Origin of the sequence: Saccharopolyspora sp. NPDC002686 (genome assembly GCF_040295745.1) — a bacterium.
Lineage (GTDB): Bacteria > Actinomycetota > Actinomycetes > Mycobacteriales > Pseudonocardiaceae > Saccharopolyspora > Saccharopolyspora oryzae.
This window is the reverse complement of sequence record NZ_JBEOVY010000115.1, coordinates 1-20384: the sequence shown is the minus strand read 5'-3', so window position 1 is coordinate 20384 and position 20384 is coordinate 1. Positions and strand designations below refer to the sequence as shown.

The 20384-nt window shown below is 67.4% G+C and carries 17 protein-coding genes; 9 read left to right on the top strand and 8 right to left on the bottom strand.

What is annotated here, in order from left to right:
- The first annotated feature begins 265 nt into the window (after window positions 1-265).
- Window positions 266-1726 carry an FAD-dependent oxidoreductase gene (locus tag ABTZ89_RS17265; RefSeq protein WP_351045617.1) on the top strand — a complete coding sequence of 487 codons (1461 nt, stop codon included), beginning with the start codon at window positions 266-268 and terminating at the stop codon, window positions 1724-1726.
- A gap of 57 nt (window positions 1727-1783) precedes the next feature.
- Here the strand turns inward: ABTZ89_RS17265 and ABTZ89_RS17260 are convergent, their stop codons facing one another.
- On the bottom strand, window positions 1784-2347 hold the full coding sequence (locus tag ABTZ89_RS17260) for a uridine kinase family protein (protein WP_270949569.1): 564 nt from the start codon (window positions 2345-2347) through the stop codon (window positions 1784-1786).
- 116 nt (window positions 2348-2463) lie between these two features.
- On the opposite strand from ABTZ89_RS17260, the gene ABTZ89_RS17255 reads away from it, so the two are divergent.
- From ABTZ89_RS17255 to ABTZ89_RS17235, 5 genes are all read left to right on the top strand, one after another.
- The gene (locus ABTZ89_RS17255; protein WP_351045612.1) at window positions 2464-3075 is read left to right on the top strand and encodes a TetR/AcrR family transcriptional regulator; all 612 of its coding nucleotides are present in this window, start codon (window positions 2464-2466) and stop codon (window positions 3073-3075) included.
- Window positions 3076-3081: 6 nt separating this feature from the next.
- The gene (locus tag ABTZ89_RS17250) at window positions 3082-3837 is read left to right on the top strand and encodes a glucose 1-dehydrogenase (protein WP_351045609.1); all 756 of its coding nucleotides are present in this window, start codon (window positions 3082-3084) and stop codon (window positions 3835-3837) included.
- Window positions 3804-3971, top strand: coding sequence for a zinc-binding dehydrogenase (locus ABTZ89_RS17245; RefSeq protein ID WP_351045620.1), 168 nt, complete (start codon window positions 3804-3806; stop codon window positions 3969-3971). Before ABTZ89_RS17250 ends, ABTZ89_RS17245 begins: the two co-directional genes overlap by 34 nt.
- A gap of 116 nt (window positions 3972-4087) precedes the next feature.
- Window positions 4088-4891, top strand: coding sequence for an SAM-dependent methyltransferase (locus ABTZ89_RS17240; RefSeq protein WP_351045606.1), 804 nt, complete (start codon window positions 4088-4090; stop codon window positions 4889-4891).
- A gap of 26 nt (window positions 4892-4917) precedes the next feature.
- Entirely contained in the window at window positions 4918-5442 is a 525-nt protein-coding gene (locus ABTZ89_RS17235; protein WP_351045603.1) for a putative immunity protein, read from the top strand.
- A 62-nt stretch (window positions 5443-5504) separates the two neighbouring features.
- Here ABTZ89_RS17235 and ABTZ89_RS17230 read toward each other — a convergent pair whose 3' ends face one another.
- Complete coding sequence (locus ABTZ89_RS17230; RefSeq protein WP_351045600.1) at window positions 5505-6803, bottom strand: MFS transporter; 1299 nt, start codon at window positions 6801-6803, stop codon at window positions 5505-5507.
- A 21-nt stretch (window positions 6804-6824) separates the two neighbouring features.
- Window positions 6825-8015: a M20 metallopeptidase family protein gene (locus ABTZ89_RS17225; protein ID WP_351045598.1), complete on the bottom strand. Its 1191-nt coding sequence runs from the start codon at window positions 8013-8015 to the stop codon at window positions 6825-6827.
- Between the two features lie 107 nt (window positions 8016-8122).
- Between ABTZ89_RS17225 and ABTZ89_RS17220 the strand changes: the two genes are divergently transcribed.
- On the top strand, window positions 8123-9169 hold the full coding sequence (locus ABTZ89_RS17220; protein WP_351045596.1) for an Lrp/AsnC family transcriptional regulator: 1047 nt from the start codon (window positions 8123-8125) through the stop codon (window positions 9167-9169).
- Here ABTZ89_RS17220 and ABTZ89_RS17215 read toward each other — a convergent pair.
- Window positions 9166-10353, bottom strand: a complete 1188-nt coding sequence (locus ABTZ89_RS17215; RefSeq protein ID WP_502949559.1) for a cytochrome P450 — start codon at window positions 10351-10353, stop codon at window positions 9166-9168. The genes ABTZ89_RS17220 and ABTZ89_RS17215 overlap by 4 nt on opposite strands.
- Window positions 10354-10505: 152 nt before the next feature.
- Between ABTZ89_RS17215 and ABTZ89_RS17210 the strand changes: the two genes are divergently transcribed.
- Both ABTZ89_RS17210 and ABTZ89_RS17205 read left to right on the top strand, forming a co-directional pair.
- The gene (locus tag ABTZ89_RS17210; RefSeq protein ID WP_351045591.1) at window positions 10506-13625 is read left to right on the top strand and encodes an ATP-binding protein; all 3120 of its coding nucleotides are present in this window, start codon (window positions 10506-10508) and stop codon (window positions 13623-13625) included.
- Between the two features lie 117 nt (window positions 13626-13742).
- On the top strand, window positions 13743-14984 hold the full coding sequence (locus ABTZ89_RS17205; RefSeq protein WP_351045588.1) for a hypothetical protein: 1242 nt from the start codon (window positions 13743-13745) through the stop codon (window positions 14982-14984).
- 6 nt (window positions 14985-14990) lie between these two features.
- Here ABTZ89_RS17205 and ABTZ89_RS17200 read toward each other — a convergent pair whose 3' ends face one another.
- The 4 genes from ABTZ89_RS17200 to ABTZ89_RS17185 all read right to left on the bottom strand — a co-directional run bounded on the left by ABTZ89_RS17200 (window position 14991) and on the right by ABTZ89_RS17185 (window position 19952).
- Window positions 14991-16175, bottom strand: a complete 1185-nt coding sequence (locus tag ABTZ89_RS17200; RefSeq protein ID WP_351045585.1) for a DUF1266 domain-containing protein — start codon at window positions 16173-16175, stop codon at window positions 14991-14993.
- Window positions 16176-16460: 285 nt separating this feature from the next.
- Window positions 16461-16658, bottom strand: a complete 198-nt coding sequence (locus tag ABTZ89_RS17195) for a hypothetical protein (RefSeq protein WP_351045582.1) — start codon at window positions 16656-16658, stop codon at window positions 16461-16463.
- Between the two features lie 744 nt (window positions 16659-17402).
- Window positions 17403-19151, bottom strand: a complete 1749-nt coding sequence (locus tag ABTZ89_RS17190; RefSeq protein WP_351045580.1) for an AIPR family protein — start codon at window positions 19149-19151, stop codon at window positions 17403-17405.
- A gap of 243 nt (window positions 19152-19394) precedes the next feature.
- Window positions 19395-19952 carry a GIY-YIG nuclease family protein gene (locus ABTZ89_RS17185; protein ID WP_351045577.1) on the bottom strand — a complete coding sequence of 186 codons (558 nt, stop codon included), beginning with the start codon at window positions 19950-19952 and terminating at the stop codon, window positions 19395-19397.
- Window positions 19953-20384: the final 432 nt, after the last annotated feature.

The following is a 20384-nucleotide window of genomic DNA, read 5'->3' as shown; positions in this document are numbered from 1 at the left end:
CGCCTGGACTCCGGGTGCCCAACTTGATGTATGCCAATACACAGCAGCCGGGCCGTCCTCGCCAGGCGAACGCTGAGAACCCGCGGCGGCGCAAGCGCCGAGGGTGGGCTATTCGCCTGGCGGCGAATCAAAGCAAAAGATCAAAATCACGCACTAAGAGCCAGCCCACGAGCGGCGGAACCTCAGGCCGAGGGGGCTTGAGGTTCCGCGGCAGGCGGAGACCGCGTGCGGATCGCGCCGCTCTTCGAAAGGACCCCCGAACCCCATGCCGTACGCGATCACCCAGACCTGCTGCAGCGACGCGACCTGCGTGAAGGTCTGCCCGGTCAACTGCATCCACCCGACGCCGGACGAGCCGGACTTCGGCACCACCGAGATGCTCTACATCGACCCGGCGACCTGCATCGACTGCAGCGCCTGCGCCGATGCGTGCCCGGTCGACGCGATCTTCCCGGTCGACAAGCTGACCGCGCAGCTCCAGCCGTACGCCGAGGTCAACGCCGCCTACTACGCGGACCGGACCGTCGAGCACCACGACCCGGCGCCGAACTTCCACCGCTGGGGACCGCCGGTGTTCCACCGCAACATCCCCAGCGACTTCGCGCCGCTGGACGTCGCGGTCGTGGGCACCGGACCGGCGGGCATGTACGCGGTCGAGGACCTGCTGCTGCACACCAACGCCCGCGTCACGCTGATCGACCGCCTGCCGGTCGCCGGCGGCCTGGTGCGCTACGGCGTCGCCCCGGACCACCCGTCGACGAAGAAGATCAGCGAGACCTTCCGCCGCTTCCACACCCACCCGCGCCTCCGCCTGCGCCTGGGCGTGGAGGTCGGCAAGGACGTCTCGGTGGACGAGCTGGCGGCCAAGCACGACGCGGTGATCTACGCCGTCGGCGCGTCTTCGGCCCGCAGCCTCGGCATCCCCGGCGAGGACCTGCCCGGCAGCGTCCCGGCGACCGAGGTCGTGGCCTGGTACAACGGCCACCCGGACGTCGCGGCGGACGCGATCGACCTGTCCGCGGAGCGGATCGTGCTGGTGGGCAACGGGAACGTCGCGCTCGACGTGGCCCGGATCCTCACCTCGGACCCGAAAGCCCTGGCGGGGACCACGATTTCACCCACCGCCCTGGCGCAGCTGCGCGCCAGCAAGGTCCGCGAGGTCGTGCTCCTGGCCCGCCGGGGCCCGGACGCGGCCGCCTACACCTCACCGGAGCTGCTCGCCCTGGCCCAGCGCGAGGACGTCGACCTGGTCGTGGACACCCACGACCCGCAGGTCGCCGCGACCATCGACGCAGCCGAACCGGGCACCAAAGCCGCTCTGCTGCAGGGACTTCCGCGCGAATCGGTCGACTGGTCTGCACCGCCGAGCCACGCCCGCCGCCGCATCGTCCTCCGCTTCAACTCCGCCCCGCAGGAGGTCCTCGGCGAAACGCAGGTCCGCGCGCTGCGCGTGACCGGTGGTGTGGAGATCGCGGCGGGACGCGTGATCCGCGCGGTCGGCTACCGCGGCACCGAACTCCCCGGCCTGCCGTTCGACGCGGAGACCGGAACCATCCCGCACGAAGGCGGCCGGGTGCGACCGGGTACCTACGTCGTCGGCTGGATCAAGCGCGGCCCGTCGGGCGGCATCGGCGCCAACCGCACCTGCGCCCAGGAAACCGTCGGGACGCTCCTGGACGACGCGGTCGCCGGGCGGATCGGGAAGACGCGCGCGGTCATGGGATGACCGACGCACCCCAGCGAGAAGTCCCGGGAGTTGCCCCCTCCCGGGGCTTTTCGCACGTCAGGTGATCGCACCCCGGCCGTCCAGCCGCACGTCGGCCCGCTGAGCGGTCCCCTCGGTCTCGTAGACCACGCGCTCAGCGGCCATCCAGGCCCGCAAGTGTTCCTCGGCGCCTTCGCCGTCCCGCGCCAAGGTCCGCGCGAGGCGCTCGTCGTCCGGCGCCTCGACCCACACCAGCAGCGCGGTGAGCTCGCCGAACCGCCGCGCCCCCGAGCCGCAGCCCTCGACGACCAGGTACGGAGCACGCGGAACGTCGTGCCACTCGGCGTAATCCCCGGCGTACCAGTCGTACCGCTGGTACCGACCGTCGTGCCCGTCCGCGAGCGGCTCGAGGACCTGCGCTCCGACCCGGTCCACGCCGGCGAGCATCCCGTTCCACCCGTCGTACAGGTCGTCCATGTGCACGACCTGCGCGGGCAACGCCTCCGCGAGCTGATCGGCCAGCGTCGTCTTCCCCGAACCCGAAGGCCCGTCGATGAGGACGAGCCGGGTGCGCCCGAGCCGCGGAGCCGCCTCCCGCACCCGCTGGACGAGCTCTTCCAGCACGTCAGGACCAACGCTCACCTGGCACTCCGCACGACCGTTCCAGCACTGCACCGGGATTCTCCGCCACCGGCGTGTGACCGCCCCGACCCGGTACCTTAGTGGCAGTTTCTGCCACTAAGGATTACGCTGGATCCGTGGCCAGGAAAGCTCTCGACCAGGATGAACTGCTGGTGATCTCCCGCCGCTGCGCAGCGGTCTTCGCCGAAGCCGGCGATTCCTCGCCCACCGTGGCGCGGCTCGCGGAGGCGGCCGGGATGTCGCAGCGGAGCTTCTACCGGTACTTCCCCACCAAGGAGGAGTGCCTGCGGCCGCTCTTCGACGGCGGCAGCCGGGCGTTCGCCGACGCGCTCGCCGCGCAGCCGCCCGGCACCGCACTGGCCGACGCGATGCTCCGGGCCTTCGACCTGACCTACTCGACGAGCAGCGATGAAGAGGCGCGCGCGCTCATGGCGGTCGTCTTCGCCGATGCCGTCCTGCGGAGGGTCTGGCTGCAGGCCACCTACGAGATCACCGAACTGCTCAGGCCGAGCGTCGCCGCACTGCTCGGCACACCGGCGGACGACTTGCGCACCACCGCGGTGTGCGGGCAGGCAGCGCTGCTGAACATCGTCGCCCTCGAGCATTCGATCCGGGACGAAACCCCGCTCGCGGACACGGCCCGCGCCGCAGCCGCCGCGCTGTTCGGCCCGCTCTCACAACCCCGGACCGCGACGCCGCACGACGCCGCGAGAACTACGACGAAGTAGGGAATCATGGATCTGTCGAACAAGGTCGTCATCGTCACCGGTGGTGCCCGCGGGCTCGGTGAAGCCTTCGCGCGCGGCATCGTGGCAGCGGGCGGCAAGGTGATGATCGGCGACGTCCTCGAGGCCGAGGCCGCCGCAGTGGCCGCCGACCTGGGCGATGCCGCTCGCGCCACGCACCTCGACGTCACCGATCCCGAGTCCTGGCAGGCCGTCGTCGCCGCGACCGAGGAAGCGTTCGGGTCGGTGACCGGGCTGGTGAACAACGCCGGTCTGGTCGCGTCGGGCGTCAAGCTCGTCGACGAGCCGCTGGACACCTTCCAGCGCGTCATCCAGGTCAACCTGGTGGGCGTCCAGATCGGACTCCAGGCCGTGGTGCCCGCGATGCGGCGCGCCGGCGGCGGATCGATCGTGAACATCTCGTCGGCCGCCGGCCTGGTGGGCATGGAGCTGACCGGCGCGTACGGCGCGTCCAAGTGGGCCGTGCGCGGCATGACGAAGGTCGCCGCCGTCGAGCTCGCGCCGGAGCACATCCGCGTGAACTCGGTGCACCCCGGCATGGTGCTCACCCCCATGACCGCCCAGACCGGGATCAGCCCCGACGAGGGCGCTTACCCCGCCGCCCCGGCCGGTCGGGTCGGCCGCCCGGAGGAACTCGTCGGAGCGATCACGTACCTGCTCAGCGACATCGCGAGCTACACGACGGGCGCCGAACTCGCCGTCGACGGCGGCTGGACGGCCGGCCCGCCCATGCCCGGCCGCTGAGCAACCACCACGACGGGAGAACCTCCGCAGTCCGGATCCTGATCGCCCGGACCTTCCCGCTCGAGGACATCGCCGCAGCCCAAGACCTGTCCGCCGAAGGCCACGTCCGGGGGAAGCTCGTCCTCCAGCTCTGAAATCCGGTGAACACCCGGTGAATCGGGCGGCACAGTCCGATTCACCGGGTCCACCCCTGATGACGGGGGACCTCGATCGCTGGGAGCATGGCGGCACCGCGATCGGAAGGAACAGGATGAACGACGGGCCCCACGTCGATCTGCAGACCGGGCGAGCGCACGGCGCGCGGATCTACGACTACATCCTCGGCGGCAAGGACAACTACGCCGTCGACCGCGCCGCCGCGGAAGCCACGTTGCAGATCTGGCCCGCCCTCCCGGTGCACATGCGCGCCAACCGCGAGTTCATGCACCGCGCCGGTCGCTACCTGGCCACCGAATGCGGCATCGACCAGTTCCTGGACATCGGCACGGGCATCCCGACCTCGCCGAACCTGCACGAGGTGGTGCAGGAGGTGCGCCCGGAATCGCGCGTCGTCTACACCGACAACGACCCCATCGTCCTCGTGCACGCCCGCGCGCTGATGTCCGGCACCGAGCAGGGCCGCACCGCCTACGTGGACGCCGACCTGCGCGCCCCGGACACGATCCTCGACTCCCCCGAGTTCCGCGAAACCCTCGACCCGAACCGGCCGATCGGCCTGATGCTGATCGCGATCGCGCACTTCATCGAGGACGACGAAGAAGCCCTCACCGCCACCCGCCGGATCGTCGACGTGCTCCCCTCCGGCAGCTACCTGGCGGCCACCATCGCCACCGACGACTTCGCCCCGGAAACCCTGGCCGGAGTCCGCCGAACCTACCGGGAACACGGCGAAACCCTCCGCTTCCGCACGAAAGCCCAAGCAGCCCGCTTCTTCGAAGGCCTCGACCTGGTCGACCCCGGCCTGGTCCAAATGCACAAGTGGCGCCCGGACACCACCCCGCAGGCCAACGACACCGACATAGCCATGTACGCAGCAGTAGCCCGAAAACCCTGACCAGCGCAGTGGTCCAAGATGGGGGCATGGGCAGCGAGATCGTTCTGAGCGTGCAGGATCTTCGTGCTGTTACCGGCTTCGCCGCGGAGTGCGCGGAGGGGGCTCTCGGGATCTTCGAGGCTGATCTGCCGGACGACACCCGGCCTCGGGACGCGATCGGGGCGGCGTGGGAGTTCGCCCGGGGCGGCGAGCGCGGCAAGGTCCTGCGCGAGGTGGCTTGGGCAGCGCTCAAAGCCGCCAAATGCACGAACAGCGCGGCCCCGCGCGAAGCGGCGTGGGCAGCGATGGCTGCGGCAGGCGCCGCCTACCTGCATCCGCTGGCCAAATCCACCCAGGTCAAGCACATCCTCGGGGCGGCGGCCCACGCGGCCAGGGCAGCCGAACTCGTCGCCGACGACGATCAGAGCGTCGGTGCCGAGCACATCGAACGAACAGCCCAGCTTGTTACGCCCGACGTCGTCGACGTGCTCAAGCGCTTCCCCCAGGCCCCGTCCGGCGGCGGCCGGATCGGCGAGCTGATCCGCACCCTGGACGCCCGCCTCCGCCCCTGAACCGCACTCGTGAGCGGCGATGGTTGTTAGAACCACCATCGCCGCTCACGCGAGCTGGACCGTCAGGTCAGGTCGACGTCCTTGGTTTCCGGCATTCCGCGGACCACCAGGACCGCGAGCAGCAGGAGGGCCACCGTGTAGGTCAGGAAGACGCTGCCCGCTCCGGCTTTGGTGAGCCAGGTCTGCAGGTACGGGGCGCTGCCTCCGCAGGCCGCGACCGCTATCGCGTACGGGATCGCGACGCCGGTGGTGCGGACGTGCGTCGGGAACATCTCCGCGTACACCGCGGGCAGGATCGCCGAGGCCGGGGCCATGAACAGCATCGCGATGAACATCGCCGCCGCCAGCTGCCACACCTGGTCCTGCACCAGCCAGTTCAGCGGGAACGTCAGGACCGCGCCGCCGATGAAGGCGAACTGCAGGACCGGTTTTCGGCCGATCTTGTCGGACAGGGCGCCGAAGAACGGCAGCGCGCAGATGAACACCACGTTCGCGGCCACCGCCACCCACAGCGTCGCCGACGGGTCGAACCCCTTGACGCTGATCGCCTGCGCGGGCGCCGCGACGAACCACGTGTAGTAGACGACCGTGCCGCCCAGCGTCAGGCCGATCACCTTCAGGCACGCGATCCGGTTCTGCCAGAACGCCTGCCACAGCGAGATCTTCGTCCGAGCGGCGTCGTCGTGCTCGAACGCTTCGGTCTCGGCCAGCCGCATCCGCATCACCAGCGCGTAGACGCCGATGATCCCGCCGACCACGAACGGGATCCGCCATCCCCACGCCGCCAGCTCGGCCGGGACCAGCGCGGACGCCAGCACCGCGCCGAGGGCCGTGCCGACCGTGATGCCGATGGTGCCGGACACGTAGATCAAGCTCGACCAGCGACCGCGGCGCCCGGGCGGCGCCATCTCCGACACGTACGTCTGGGCGGCCGGCAGCTCACCGCCGTGCGCGAGGCCTTGGCCCAGCCGGGCCAGGAGCAGCAGGAGCGACGCCCCGATCCCGATGGTGTCGTAGGTCGGCGCGATCCCGATGACCAGGCTGCCCCCGGCCGCCATCGCGATCGACGCGACCATCGCCGTCCGCCGGCCCTTGCGGTCGCCGAGCCAGCCGAAGAACAGCCCGCCCAGCGGGCGCATCAGGAATCCCACCGCGAAGATGGCCAAAGTGGACAGAAGTGCCGAAGTGGCGTCGCTCTTCGGGAAGAACTGGGCGGCGAAGAACGGCGCGAACACCGCGTAGACGTTCCAGTCGTACCACTCGAGCGCGTTGCCGATGCCGGTGCCGAAAACGGTGCGCCAGCGACCCGCACCGGCCCGCGCGGGCGCGTCGACCTGCGTCGACTGCGAGATGTCAGTCACGAGAACCTCCCTGGCGGCACGTCAGACCGCGAGTCGGCGGAGGGCGAGCTCGGCGTACAGCGCGGCGCCGTCGCCCAGCACCCCGTCGTCGAAGAGCGCCAGCGGCGAGTGGTTGTACGGGGCGTTCTCGAGGTCCTGCCCGGGCGGGCCGGCGCCGAGGAACGCGAACGCACCGGGCACCTCCTCCAGCACTCGGGAGAAGTCCTCGGAGCCGGTGACCGGCTGCGGACCCCAGGTGAACCGCTCCTCGCCGTGCACCTCGCGCACCACGTCGGCCAGGAACTCGGCCTCGGTGTCGTCGTTCACCGTGACCGGGTACTGCTCGACGAACTCGACGTCGATGTCCAGGCCGTGGGCTTCGGCGATCCCCCGGCAGACGCGGACCGCCCCGTCCTTGACTCGGGCGTGCGCGGCCCTCGAGAACGACCGCACCGTGGCATCGAAGCGCGCCTCGTCCGGGATGACGTTGCTGGTCGTGCCCGCGTGGAACGAGCCGACCGTGATCACCACCGGGTCGAACGGGTCGAAGGAGCGCGTGATGAACGTCTGCAGCGCGTTGACCATCTCGCACGCGGCGGGGATCGGGTCCTTCGCCTTGAACGGCGCAGAGCCGTGCCCGCCCGCGCCCCGCACCGCCACCTGCAGGACGTTCGACGCCGCCATCACCGGCCCGCGCCGCGTGGTGAACATGCCGTTGCCGAACATCGCCGACGACACGTGCAGCGCGTAGGCGGCGACCGGCCGGGAACCCGCGGCGTCGAGCACGCCCTCGGCGATCATGTGCCCGGCGCCGTCGAAGCCCTCCTCGCCCGGCTGGAACATCAGCACCACGTCACCGGCGAGTTCGTCCTTCCTGGCCGACAGGAGGTGCCCGGCGCCGACGAGCATCGCGGTGTGCAGATCGTGCCCGCAGGCGTGCATCCGCCCGTCCGCGCGGGACGAGTAGTCCACCCCGGTGCGCTCGGTGACCGGCAGCGCGTCCATGTCGCCGCGCAGCAGCACCGTCGGCCCGGGCCGACCGCCGCGCAGGACTCCGGTCACCGACGACAGGCCGTCGCCGGTCGTGATCTCCAGCGGCAGCCCGTCCAGCGCCGCCAGCACCTTCTCCTGCGTCCGCGGCAGGTCCAGGCCTATCTCCGGCTCGGCGTGCAGGTCCCTCCGCAGCTGGACAAGGTCACCGTGCAGGCTTCGGGAATCGTCTCGGACCGACAACGAAGGCCTCCTCGTCGACTGGCTCCACACCACCGATCTCCGGTGGGTTCGAGCCATAATGAGCAGCCCCCGCACCGCCCCCTCCCGAACCGCAGGATTTTTTCGCGATGCCCGATGATTTGCAGAAATCTGCGCCGCTCTGCGAACTCGACCTCCGGTTGATCAACACGCTGCAGATCGACCCGCGAGCCCCGTGGAAGCGGATCGCCCAAGCCCTCGAGATCGATCCCGTGACCGCGGCCCGGCACTGGCAGCGGCTGACCGATTCCGGCGCCGCCTGGATCACCGCGCAGCTGAGCTGCCGCGCCGGTCAGCTGTGCCGCGCGTTCGTCGAGCTGGACTGCGAAGCCGGTCGCGCCCTCGAGGTGGCCGCGGTCCTCGCGGACTGGCCGCACGTGCTGACCATCGAGCACACCAGCGGCGACCGGGACCTGCTGCTCACCATCGCGGTGCCCGATCTGGCCGCGCTGTCCCGGTACGCGCAGGAGTCGATGGGTGCGGTCCCCGGCGTGCTCGCGACCCGGATCCACCTGGTCAGCCACGTCCACGCGCAGGGCTGCGACTGGCAGCTGGGCACCCTCGACGCCGACCAGCGCGGCCAGCTCGGCACCGGCGACCGCAACCGCCAGGCTTCGCGCGGCCGCGAGCTCACCGAACTCGACAAGCAGCTGATCAGGCACCTGGGCGCGGACGGTCGGCGGTCGTTGACCGCGCTCGCCGACGACGTCGGGCTCAGCATCAGCACCGTCCGCCGCCGCCTCGACGACCTCCTGACCAGCAAGGACCTCATCCTGCGCTGCGAGATCGCGCAGTCGCTGTCGGGCTGGCCGGTGACCACCTGGCTCTGGGGCCAGGTGCCCGCCGACGACCGCGAGGTCGTCCCGGCGCTGCTGCGCGCGGTCCCCGAGATCCGCGCCTGCGCGAGCCTGACCGGTTCGAAGGCGAACCTGTGCATCAGCGTCTGGACCCGCTCGCTGGAGGACACCCGCGCCCTGGAATCCCGCGTGGCCCGCCTGGTCCCGCAGTTCACCGTCCTCGACCGGACCGTGGTCCTGCGCTTCGTCAAACGCATGGGCCGGGTCCTCGACCCCCTCGGCCGGACCACCCGGGTCGTCCCGATGGACATCTGGTCGGATCCGGTCGCAACCCGCTAGCGCCCCGGCGTCCAGGTGACCGGTAGTTCGTGGACGCCGTAGATGTTCATGTCGGTCCTGAGCTTCACCTCCTCGGCGGGGATGGCGAGTTCGAGGGTCGGGAAGCGGCGCAGCAGCGCGTCGAAACCGGCGCGCATCTCGATGCGGGCCAGCTGCTGGCCGAGGCATTGGTGGATGCCGTGGCCGAAGGACAGGTGTCCGCGGGCCTTGCGGTGGACGTCCAGGGTGTCGGGGTCGTCGAAGCGCTGGGGGTCGCGGTTTGCGGCCAGCAGCGAGACGACGACGGTCGCCCCTTCGCGGATCGTCTCGCCGCCGAGCTCGATGTCCTCCGTGGCGTAGCGGTAGAAGATGTCCGCGACGGACAGGTAGCGCATCAGCTCCTCGACGGCACCGGGCATCAGGTCCGGGTCGGCGCGCAGTTCGGCCAGCTGCTCGGGGTGTTCCAGGAGCGCGAAGGTGCCCAGCGACAGCATGTTGGCGGTCGTCTCGTGGCCCGCGAGCAGCAGCAGGAAGGCGATGCCGGTCAGCTCGTCGACGGTGAGGTCGTCCTGGCGGGCCAGGTCGGACAGAATGTCCTCGCCGGGGGCCGCGCGCTTGCTCGTGACCAGTTCGGCGAGGTAGGCGTTCAGCGCACCGTAGGCGGCCATCTTCTCGTCGATCGGCTGGTCCTTGACCATGAACTTGGCGGAGTTGGCCTGGAAGTCCGCCCGGTCCGCGTAAGGGACGCCGAGCAGTTCGCAGATCACCAGCGAGGGAACCGGCAGCGCGAACGCCTCGACCAGGTCGACCGGCGGGGTGCGGCGCGCCAGTTCGTCCAGCTGCCGCTCGGCGATGTCGGTGATGTGCTCCTCGAGCATCTTCATCCGCTTGACGGTGAAGGCGCCGGTGAGCTTGCGCCGCAGCCGGGTGTGGTCCGGCGGGTCCATGGCGATGAACACGCCCGGCAGCTGCGGGGACGGTTCGGTGCTGGTGGGCATGCCGGGGATCTCGTACGGCACGTGGAGGACGCCGATGTCCTGCCGCGAGCTGAACCGGGTGTCGGCCATGAGCCGGCGGACCGCGTCGTAGCCGGTGACGAGCCAACCCTCGTGGCCGTCGGGGAAGATCATGGGGCTGACCGGGCGGTGCTCGCGCAGCCGGCTGATCTCGCGGGGCGGGTCGAAGGGGCCCGCATCGCGCGTCATGGGCAGTCCGTGCGGGGTGGAAACCGTTTCGCTCACCGGTTTTCCTCTCTCGTCCGTGGTGCGACCACGTTCGCCGACGGACCTGACACGCGGCTGACACGGCTCTGACGTTCCGGCCTTCTGCGGAACGGCGCCGTGGCAGGATCGACCGGGTGCAGATCGGGATGCTCGGTCCATTCGAGGTTCGCGCTGATGACGGCGTCCTGGCCGACGTCTCGGGCGACCGGTTGCGCGGCCTGCTGATCGCCCTCGCGCTCGAACCGGGTCGGGTGGTCCCGAAAGCGGCGCTCGTCGACTGGATCTGGGGCGAGCACCCGCCCGCCGATGCGGCGAATGCCTTGCAGCGGTTGGTTTCCCGGCTGCGGAAGGCGCTGCCGGGCGGAGCCGTCGAAGGCCGTCCGAACGGCTACCGGCTGGCCGTGGAACCCGACGCCGTCGACGCCGTGCGGTTCGAACGCCTCGCAGATCAGGCGCGCGACGATCCGCAGCGGTTGCACGAGGCGCTCGCGTTGTGGCGCGGTGCGGCCATGCAGGACGTCGTTCTGCCGGACAGCGCGGCGTTCAACGCGGCGGTCAACCGGCTCGAAGGGCTGCGCCTGAATGCCGTGGAGGACCGGTTCGACGCGGAGATCAGCCTCGGCCGCAGCGCGGGGGTGATCGCGGAACTGACCGATTCGGCAGCAGCGCACCCGACGCGAGAACGTCTTGCCGCTGCGCTGATGCGCGCTCTCGTCGCGACCGGCCGCGATTCCGAGGCGCTGCTCGTCTACGAGCGCACGAGGGAGGCTCTGGCCGACGCACTGGGCGTCGACCCCTCGCCCGAGCTGTCCGCGCTGCACGTCGCGCTGCTGCGGGGCGAATTGGGGCGGCGGGACGAGAACCGGAAGACCAACCTGCGCGCCGAGCTGACCAGCTACGTCGGCAAGGAAGCCGATGTCGAGGCAGTCCGCGAACTCGTCGCCGAACATCGGCTCACCACCTTGATCGGGCCAGGCGGCTCGGGGAAGACAAGGCTGGCCGCGGAATCCGCGCGCGCAATGCTCGACGACCTGCCGGACGGGGCCTGGCTGGTCGAACTCGCCGCCCTCGACGCGGACGCTGACGTGGCGCAAGCAGCGCTGGCCGCGCTCGGACTGCGGGACGCCCTGCTCGGCGGGGCACCGGACGTCGGACCGGCGGACCGGCTCGTCGCAGCGATCCGCGACCGCGAAGCGCTGCTGGTCCTGGACAACTGCGAGCACCTGATCGAATCGGCGGCGGTGTTCGCGCATCGCGTGCTCGGCGAGTGCCGACGGCTGCGCGTCCTGGCGACGAGCCGGGAACCGCTCGGCATCACCGGTGAGGCGCTGTGGCCGGTCGCGCCACTGGCCTTGCCCGGACCGGACGCGGGACCGGACGAGATCGAGTCCGCACCGGCCGTCCAGCTGCTGCGGGACCGGGCCGGCGCGGTGCGCAGCGATCTCGCGGTCGACGTCCTGGCGCTGTCGACGATGGCGCGCGTCTGCCGGGCGCTGGACGGGATACCGCTGGCGATCGAACTGGCCGCGGCCAGGCTGCGCACCATGTCCCTCGATCAGCTCGCCAACCGGCTCGACGACCGGTTCCGCCTGCTGACCAGCGGAAGCCGCACCGCGTTGCCGCGGCACAGGACGCTGCGCGCGGTGGTCGACTGGAGCTGGGAACTGCTCACCGACGCCGAACGCACGGTCCTGCGCAGGCTCTCGGTGTTCTCCGGCGGGGCGGGTCTGGAGGCGGCCGAGCGGGTTTGCGCCGGTGATGCGGTCGATCCGGATCAGGTGCTGGAGCTGCTGACGGCGCTGGCCGAGAAGTCGTTGCTGATCGCCGAAGGGGACGGCGAGCCGCGATACCGGATGATCGGCACGATCCAGGAGTACGCCGGAAACCGGCTCGCGGAAGCGGGGGAATCGCGCCTCGCCCGCCGCGCGCATCTCGCGTACTTCACCGAACTCGCCGAAACCGCGGAACCGCACCTCCGCCGCGCGGAGCAGCTGGAATGGCTCGCCACGCTCGAGGCCGAGCACGACAACATCGGTTCCGCGATGCGCGGCGCCCTCGCGGCAGGAGAGGCTCCCGAGGCGATGCGGCTCGCGGCGGGCGCTGGCTGGTACTGGTGGCTCGCCGGTCACAAGTCCGAAGGAATCGAGCTGATCACCGCGGCCGCCAGCGCTCCAGGCGAAGTGGCCGACGAGATCCGGGCCACGGTGTGCGCGCTCGCAGTGCAGTTCGTGAACTCCGGCCCGAGCGACGAACGCCAAGCGGAGGACTGGATCCACCAGGCGTACCGGCTCAGCGATCGGGGCCGGTCCCGCTACCACCCGCTGCTGGGCTTCGTCGCCCCGCTGGAACGCATGCTGCACGCACCGGACGCCCGCGCGTTCGAACCGCTTCTGGACGACGAAGACCCCTGGGCGCGTGCCCTGGCCCGATTCCACCTCGGCAAGATGCGGATCGCACTCGGCGAGCCCGGCCAGGAAGCGGACGAACACCTCGAAACGGCGCTCACCGAGTTCCGCGCGATCGGCGAACGCTTCGGCATCTCCCTGGCCCTGAGCGAACTGGCCGACCGGATCGCGACCCGCGGCGACTTCGCCATCGCCTGCGACCACTACGACCAAGCAATCGCGGTGATCGCTGAAATCGGCGCCACCGACGACATCATCCGAATGCGCGCCCGACAAGCCCAACTGCACTGGCTCCTGGGCGACGAGAACGCCGGCGAAGCCGCCATGTCCGAAGCACAGCGCTGCGCGAACCGGGTCACCTGGCCGGACGCCCTGGCAGAACTAGCCCTGGCAAAGGCAGAACTGGCCCGCTGGCAAGGAAAAGCGGAGGAATCCCACCACCAACTCGGCGTCGCGACAACCGTGCTGGGCGACGAAGCGGAACGCCCGATCATCCGCGCGATGACGAACCACCTCCGCGCCTACCTCACCAACGACCTCGCCGAAGCCCGCGAACACCACACGGCGGCCTACCGAGCAGCATCCGAAGCGGCCTACGCCCCCACGATCGCCCAAATCCTCATCGGCCTGGCAGATCTGGCTCTCCGAAACCAGAACCACGAACAAGCAACCCGCCTCCTCTCGGCGAGCGCGACGGTCCGCGGCCTGGTCGACCACTCCCAACCAGACGTCCCCCGAATCAACCAAGCAGCGCAAAAAGCCCTCGGCGAAACGAGTTTCACCAAAGCAACCCGAGAAGGCGCCCAAGCGAACTGGCAAGACCTCGCCGAGAACACCCTCGCTCTCTGAGGGACCCGAGGAACTGCGCCAAACGGAAATTCCCGGTGAGTGCTCGGTTTTCGCGAATGCCGCGGGTGGCGGGCCGTTACGATCTTGTGCACCGTCGCGCGCTCGGCTGGGGGACAGATGGACGACAGTGCTGTGTCCGCGGACCAGGTCGTCCGGGACTGGCTGGACACCGACTACGGACGATCGCTGCGGGACGGTCTGCCGCCGATGCGGGGTTTCTCCCGGAAGCGGGTGGTCGAGCGGATCGCCGCAGCGTATTGCCGGGATGCCGCCCACGCCGGGCACTGGTGGAGCTTGGCCAAGAACCAGCTGTTCGGCGTGGTGCTGATGTTCTGCGTGGCGTCGGTGCTGGCGTGGCGGGTCAACGAGATGGTGGGGCACTCGTCGCCGACCGTCGTGCTGACCACGGCCTTGATCTTCGCCGGTTTCATCCTCGTCTGCGGCGCCACGCTGCTGGCCACGGCGCGCCGCTGGGGCGCGGACCCCCGAACGCTCTACCTGGAGGGCAAGCTCGCGCTGGCCTGGGTGCCGAGGCGGGCGACCACCGTGCTCTTCGCCCTCGCCTGCGCCGGCTGGCCGGTTTACGCGGCCGTGTACCACCAACCGTACTTCTCGCTGCCGTACTCGCCCCTCGAGAATTTGAAGGCGCTGGCGATCTCCTTCCTGGTGGTCGGCCCTTTTTGGCTGCAGCGGATCAATGCGAGCACCCGCGAACAACGCCGCGTGCTGGGCCGCCCGCAGCCGCTCGATCTCACCGCGTGCCAGCTGGCGACCGTGGCCGTGTTGGTGCGGAAGTGCGCCAGCGGACCGGTCAACCGCCGCCTGCTGCGAAGGGCGAGCGCCGGTCTGGAGCGGGCCGCGCGCACCGCGGAAACCTTCTCCGTCCACCAGGTTCCCCTGCTGGACAGGGCTTCTCGACGGGAAGCCCGGCGCGAAGGCATGCGTCTGGCAGCGACGATCCGCGCGCAGAAGGCACCGATGGCCAGAGCCACCAGCAGCGAGCTCGACCAGGTCGGCCGAGCCCTGTCCGCCTGGCTCGGCACCTGGGCGAAGGGCGACATCGACGCGCTGCTCCAGAACGCCCCGGAAGTGACCCCGGCAGACCGCCTGCGCCCCCTGCTCCGCCACCTGTTCTGGGCACTGGTGCTCGCCACGCTGGGCTTCCTGGTCCGAATCCCCGCCCTCCACATCTCCGACGAGGTAGCGGGAAACGCCCAGCTCATCCTGTGGGGCTCAGCGGCGATAACCCTGCTGAGCGGAGTGGTACCACCCCCACCCCCGGTAACGGCAGCCCTGGACAAGGTCCTGGCCCCGATCCAAAAACCCCAACCCCCGGACCAGCAGAACAACCGGTCGTGATTTCCGTCAGTCGTCGTTGAACGGGATGTTGCGCCAGGGGCTGGACGGTTCGTTCATCAGGATCCGCTGCGCTGCGACCACGGGGTGGTAGAACTCGCCGTACGCCTCCTCGTCGAACCGCAGCACCCGGCCGAGGATGTAGCCGGCCGAGAAGTCCGCCCACGTGCGGTGCGCTTTCCGGCTCAACTCGCCCGCTTCGAGGATCGCCTGCTCGGCCTCGGCGGAGGTCAGGTACCGGGCGCTCAGTCCGAACCGGGCGAAGTTGACCGCCCGGCCGTAGTCGTACGCCAGCGTCGACGTGATCCGGCCGTCCGGCGGCAAAACGCCGTCGGCGCGGAAACGCGCTTCGTACCGCAGGATTCGCCCGATCAGCTCCTGGATGTCGGGGATCCCGCGGGGGTCGTTGCCGTGCGCCAGGAACTGGTCGGCGCTGATCTTCCGCCACGCCTCCGCGTCGTCCTGCGTGCCTGGCCACCGCTGCGCCATCGCCTCGCGAACGCCGAGCAGGAATTCGATCTCCGCCGGGCTGTTCATGCCTCGCAGGAGGAAGGACAACTGCTCGAGGCAACCGTCCCGGTCGGTGACGCCCCACGCGTCGCGCAGCACCAGCACGTCTTCCGCGTAGTGGTCGTAGCTGTCGCCGATGTCGTTCCAGATCACCTTGTTGTGCGTGGCGAGGAGGGCGCCGCACGCCAGGCCGTGCGCGAGCGGACCGCGGAGCGGCCCGGTGTACTTGGTGCGCAGGATCGCGTCCGCGCCGGCCCGCGGGGTGCTTTCCTTCAGGGATTTCCAGTGCTTGCGCTGCTTGTGGACGTTCGGGAAGTGCGCTTCCGTCGGTGTCCCCGGATTGACCACCACACCGCGCCACTCCGCCAGCATCGCGTCGACCTTCCACAACGGGAGTTCGACCGGGTGCGCCACCACGTCCGGGCGTGCCGGGAGCAGCTCCCCCCTGGTGTAGATGGGAAGGAGCTTCCGACCGTCCGCCCCACGGAGGTACTGCCAGTGCGGCAGCTGCAGCTTGCTGCTGTCGATCTGTGCCTTGGACGAATAGCTGAAGATCTCGTTGCCGAGCAGAACCTGGAGATAACCGTCCCAGTCACCACGAACCTTCGCGGCGTACAGCGCACGTTCGACGTCGGTCGGTAACGGCGGACCCCCAGGCCCGGCCCCGCCAGCCCCAGCAATCATGTCCGCCACAACGGCGAACATTATCAAGCCCACCGAAGCCAACCTCCACCAACAACCTCATTGACCAGGGCGTTCACCTGACCAGCGCGAGCACGCCTTCTTGAGCTGGGGTGAGTCGCCGCCTGCTGCAAAGGGCGATCGCAGTCGATCCATTCATTGGATGGGCGGGCAAAGGATTTCCGTGCAGAAAACCTCACCTTCCGGAGTTGTTATGCAGTAGAAGCAGCGCGCTGCGCCCGCCGAGGACTGGATAGCCGCAGAGGCGGTGGGCCGTACCAGGCCCTTTCAACAGGACCCCAGGACGCACGTTGCCGTCCAGTCCTCGTAGCGGTAGTCGATGAATTCGCCGCCTCGAACCAACCCGAGAAGGATGGCTCCGGTGACCGGCTCTTCGGCTAATTGATACCAACCGTCCTCTTTCGCCCCGGGCTCCGGCGGCGGAGGTAGATGCATGACCAGTTCGTGATTGACATCCTCAGACATCGCGAACCTCCTCGTCCGCATTGACGCCACCACTACAACTTGTCTTCAACATCGACAGAGGGGCTTACGTCCCCACCACCATGAGCTCATCTGCCCCCAAAGACGGAGATCAAGAAGCCCCGCTGCTGCCCCGAACAACGTCACCAAGCCGGAGAGCAGCCCGCCAACCAGGTGGAAACTCCCTAAAAGCGACAAGCCATCGATCAAATCGCGCCACCCGTTGACCAGGCCTGGAACACTCCCCAGGTACCGATTAGTCGAGAACCCACCACCGCACCGTGGGCGCCCGCCGGAGCTCGCCCCCCTCCCGCGAAAGATACGCGAAACGTAAATGGCGAGTGCCCTAACGAGCACTCGCCACCCATACGTGGAGCTGACGGGATTCAAACCCGTACAACCTTGATTGCCAGCAACTTGCCAGGTTGACCAACCAGTAACCTACCTAGATTCTCCCCGGTCATCGACCCCAGTCGTCCCAGCGTGTCCATTGCGGTTCGCCGCGATTATCACCCAGTTAGCCACTCACCCACCACCGGATTTACGGAAGTTTGCAGACGATGGCCACAAGCATTGGAAACGTCGACCTTCCACTATTCAGTTCTACGATTATCAGTTTGACCAGCTCACCTGAACTGTACACCCTGATCAGAAGACTAGATGAATATAGCCGAACACCGATGGTCAGCGGCAAATGAGACCACGCCAGCCCGTCAACCCCATGCCAAGCGCACCCTGACGCTACGGCTACAGATCGTGTACAACGTGACTACTGAACTCCGCAAAAACTTTGGCATTGGCACGTTTTGTAGATGCGACCGCCGCCCGGAACGCCCTGAGCCCATTATCAACCAATTCCTTCCCCCGAAGCCCCCCGTTGTAAAGAACCTCCCCCAAACTGTATGGAGCAAATGGCAGCAGCGCCTCAATAAGAGGCCTCCAGCACTGATTCCCCTTCGCCGGACTAACATCGTCCCGAAATTTCAACGAGAAAGTGTCCGTCAGCGCCCGATCCAAATAAATCTCCGCCGCGCCCGCAATAGCAGCAACCAAAAGATGCAGCGAACCCCGGCGCCTCAAGAAATCCAAAGCCTCGCGATCGTCAGACGTCTGCTCATCGACAGTCTTAGCAGAAAGCTCCGCCTTTTTCTCCGCTACACTGCGCCATAGCGAATAACAAAATACGATGTGTGCGGCAGTCGTATGCTCCGAGAAATACCGTGCGTATACCTCATCCCTCTCCCAAATACTACGCAGATCATGGTACGCAGTTCCAGGATCCTGATGGAATGCCGCCAGCGCCTGGGCAGCGGTATCAGAAGATATCAAATTAGACGGCCGTCGAGCTCGGTCCTCAGGACCACCTCGCCTCGCGCCCAAATATGTCGCGTCAGGAACAGTTTTGAACTCCTCGCGCAGCCTTTCTTGATGTTTATCTCCGCTCCTGAAATCGGAGGGCTTAATCTGATTCTGACTGTTGTTGTATCGAATAACATCCTCAACCAGATCGTTGTTTGAAGCCCGCACAAATCGAATCAACACACGCGCATCTTTCAATTTTTCGGAATCGACGCGAGCAAGGGATCCTGTTGTCTGAGCGCCGTTTACGACCGCAATTCCTGAAACTCCGAGTTTCCTAGAGTTCTGATCCTGTTCGATGTCATGAACGAGCGCGGTGACACCATTATTGAAGGCCCAAAACCGGCCAGGATGACTTCGTGCGGTCTGCTCAATCCCGAAGTTGATATTCTCAGCACTCCGACGACGAGGCATGTAGCCACGAACGTTCGCGGAAAACAACTTGTCGCCGTACTCCGCGAACAGACCGTGTAACCATGTAGCTGGCACCGAGGTGCACACGGCCTCCCATCCGTCGCCCGACTCACTAAACCAGCCAGAAGCGGGCACATCTAATTGATCGGTTACCAAGATAGGACTGCGCGTACTGCGGTACCAGTCGTCAAGCACGCCCCGGCCAACCTCGAACGAACGTACGTCGACGTCGACCTCCGGGTACCGTTGCTTCAGGACAGCCTTCGCAGAACGTGCCGCGCGTTCGAGTTCGACCTCGACGTTCCGGGATTCTGGAAGATTGTGCACATACCATAGTTCGACGCCATCGATCTCTGCGCTCTCGATGGCCTGATGTAATTCCTCCGCAGCTGTTCGCAAGCTAGGGCCAAGGTCGTCTGGTCGCTCGTTCCCCAACACCCATGAAGCGGCGGTACCAAGATCAGCGGCTTTGTTGGCCGACGCCTCGAGCTTGGTCTCATCGCCGGCGATATAGCCCTGCGCCAAAACCGCAATACGACTGTCCTCATCAACGTACATCAGGTCACACTTGCGATCCCGATGACCATCAGTGATGGCAGTGGCAGCAACAGTTGCGACATCGTCAACCCCAAAACGAAGCTCCAGGGCAAACAGCAAGAGCCCGTTGGGGGCGAAGGCAGTCAGATCCGAACGATTACGAAAAGCGCCCAACGCACTTGTCACCTAGACTTCCTTTCAACAACGATCTGGCGATATCAACAGCATGTCAGCTTACACAGAGTATACAGTTAGACACTAGGCGTGTGCGGAGGCGCTCGTTGCGGCAATGCAGAACTAGCGACACGTCGAGCTGAAAGGAGCAAAGTACGTCCGAGCTTCCGGTCACCCGTGAAGCTAGCTGAAGGCAACACCCCCAATTTGGCGGCGAGCCCCAGAGACCGCATACCCCCTCGCTCCAGCCAGGCCCTAGCCTCGCTTGTTGTAGTACGGACGATGCTGCCGAAGGAAGCGGGATTCCATGTCGTACGCAGCATGCCGATCAGTGCAGGACCACGCTTGCCACCGCACGAACTTTTTTCCATGTCTCACATGCTGCTTCATCCGGACATTGAACTGTTTGGTAGACCCCACATAACAGACAACTCCTTCCGCATCGAAAAGAACATAGACAACGAACGCTCCTTTCGGTGGCCACTCCATGCCCCGTTCCAAAGGGAAGGTGCCGCTCCACGGCTCATCACGCGGAACCCGCTGAGCCATCAGCTTCAGGACGTTCCCTTGGGGAAGCCCAGCTTCTCGCCACTGCGTAGCAAACCCGCTCAGTGAGATCTCACGCAACCGGATGTAGACATCGTAAAGCTCAAGGTCACCGATCTCGCCAGAAGCGTACGAACGGGCTACAGCCAGTACGCACTGGCCAGTAGCCTCCCGCTGCGCTTCCTCCAAGCGCAGACGCTTGCGGCCCAAAAGCTCAAGGTGTTGAGTGGTGGCGGCAAAACTCAGCTCTGAGCCAGTCGTAGTCATGCATCCTCCAAGACTCGCAGTCGCGAGCCACGCTAAGAGAGGACACCGACAGAACGACTAGTTCACAGGAAGCACACCCTCCAAGAACAAGGCCGATCAACCATCTCCATAAAGCAGCGCTACACGCACATCACCGATGCCCTCGGACGAGACGTCGCTGGCCGCCTCAGCAGCTACTCCTAAGGAATGGGCTAAGCACAAGGTTGACGCAAGCCGGTCTGCGTGTGTTCAAGGAGGACCGGCTCGCGATCATCACCCGACGGTGACATCTAAGGTGCGCCAGATGCGCTGAGGTGGTGTACCAGCACCAGATCCGGCCGGTGTTCATCGACAGTAACGGAGCGACGGATCAGCTCTTCCCGACGCAGTGTCTAGAGGCATAGTATACAGATCTGAAGAGATTCGTGTATGGAAATATTGTTGTTCTGGTGG

Excerpts from the sequence above, each read along its gene's own strand:
- ABTZ89_RS17265 (WP_351045617.1), top strand. The coding sequence starts at position 266 with ATGCCGTACGCGATCACCCAGACCTGCTGCAGCGACGCGACCTGCGTG.
- ABTZ89_RS17250 (WP_351045609.1), top strand. The coding sequence starts at position 3,082 with ATGGATCTGTCGAACAAGGTCGTCATCGTCACCGGTGGTGCCCGCGGG.
- ABTZ89_RS17240 (WP_351045606.1), top strand. The coding sequence starts at position 4,088 with ATGAACGACGGGCCCCACGTCGATCTGCAGACCGGGCGAGCGCACGGC.
- ABTZ89_RS17235 (WP_351045603.1), top strand. The coding sequence starts at position 4,918 with ATGGGCAGCGAGATCGTTCTGAGCGTGCAGGATCTTCGTGCTGTTACC.
- ABTZ89_RS17220 (WP_351045596.1), top strand. The coding sequence starts at position 8,123 with ATGCCCGATGATTTGCAGAAATCTGCGCCGCTCTGCGAACTCGACCTC.
- ABTZ89_RS17215 (WP_502949559.1), bottom strand. The coding sequence starts at position 10,353 with ATGACGCGCGATGCGGGCCCCTTCGACCCGCCCCGCGAGATCAGCCGG.
- ABTZ89_RS17205 (WP_351045588.1), top strand. The coding sequence starts at position 13,743 with ATGGACGACAGTGCTGTGTCCGCGGACCAGGTCGTCCGGGACTGGCTG.
- ABTZ89_RS17200 (WP_351045585.1), bottom strand. The coding sequence starts at position 16,175 with ATGATTGCTGGGGCTGGCGGGGCCGGGCCTGGGGGTCCGCCGTTACCG.
- ABTZ89_RS17195 (WP_351045582.1), bottom strand. The coding sequence starts at position 16,658 with ATGTCTGAGGATGTCAATCACGAACTGGTCATGCATCTACCTCCGCCG.
- ABTZ89_RS17185 (WP_351045577.1), bottom strand. The coding sequence starts at position 19,952 with ATGACTACGACTGGCTCAGAGCTGAGTTTTGCCGCCACCACTCAACAC.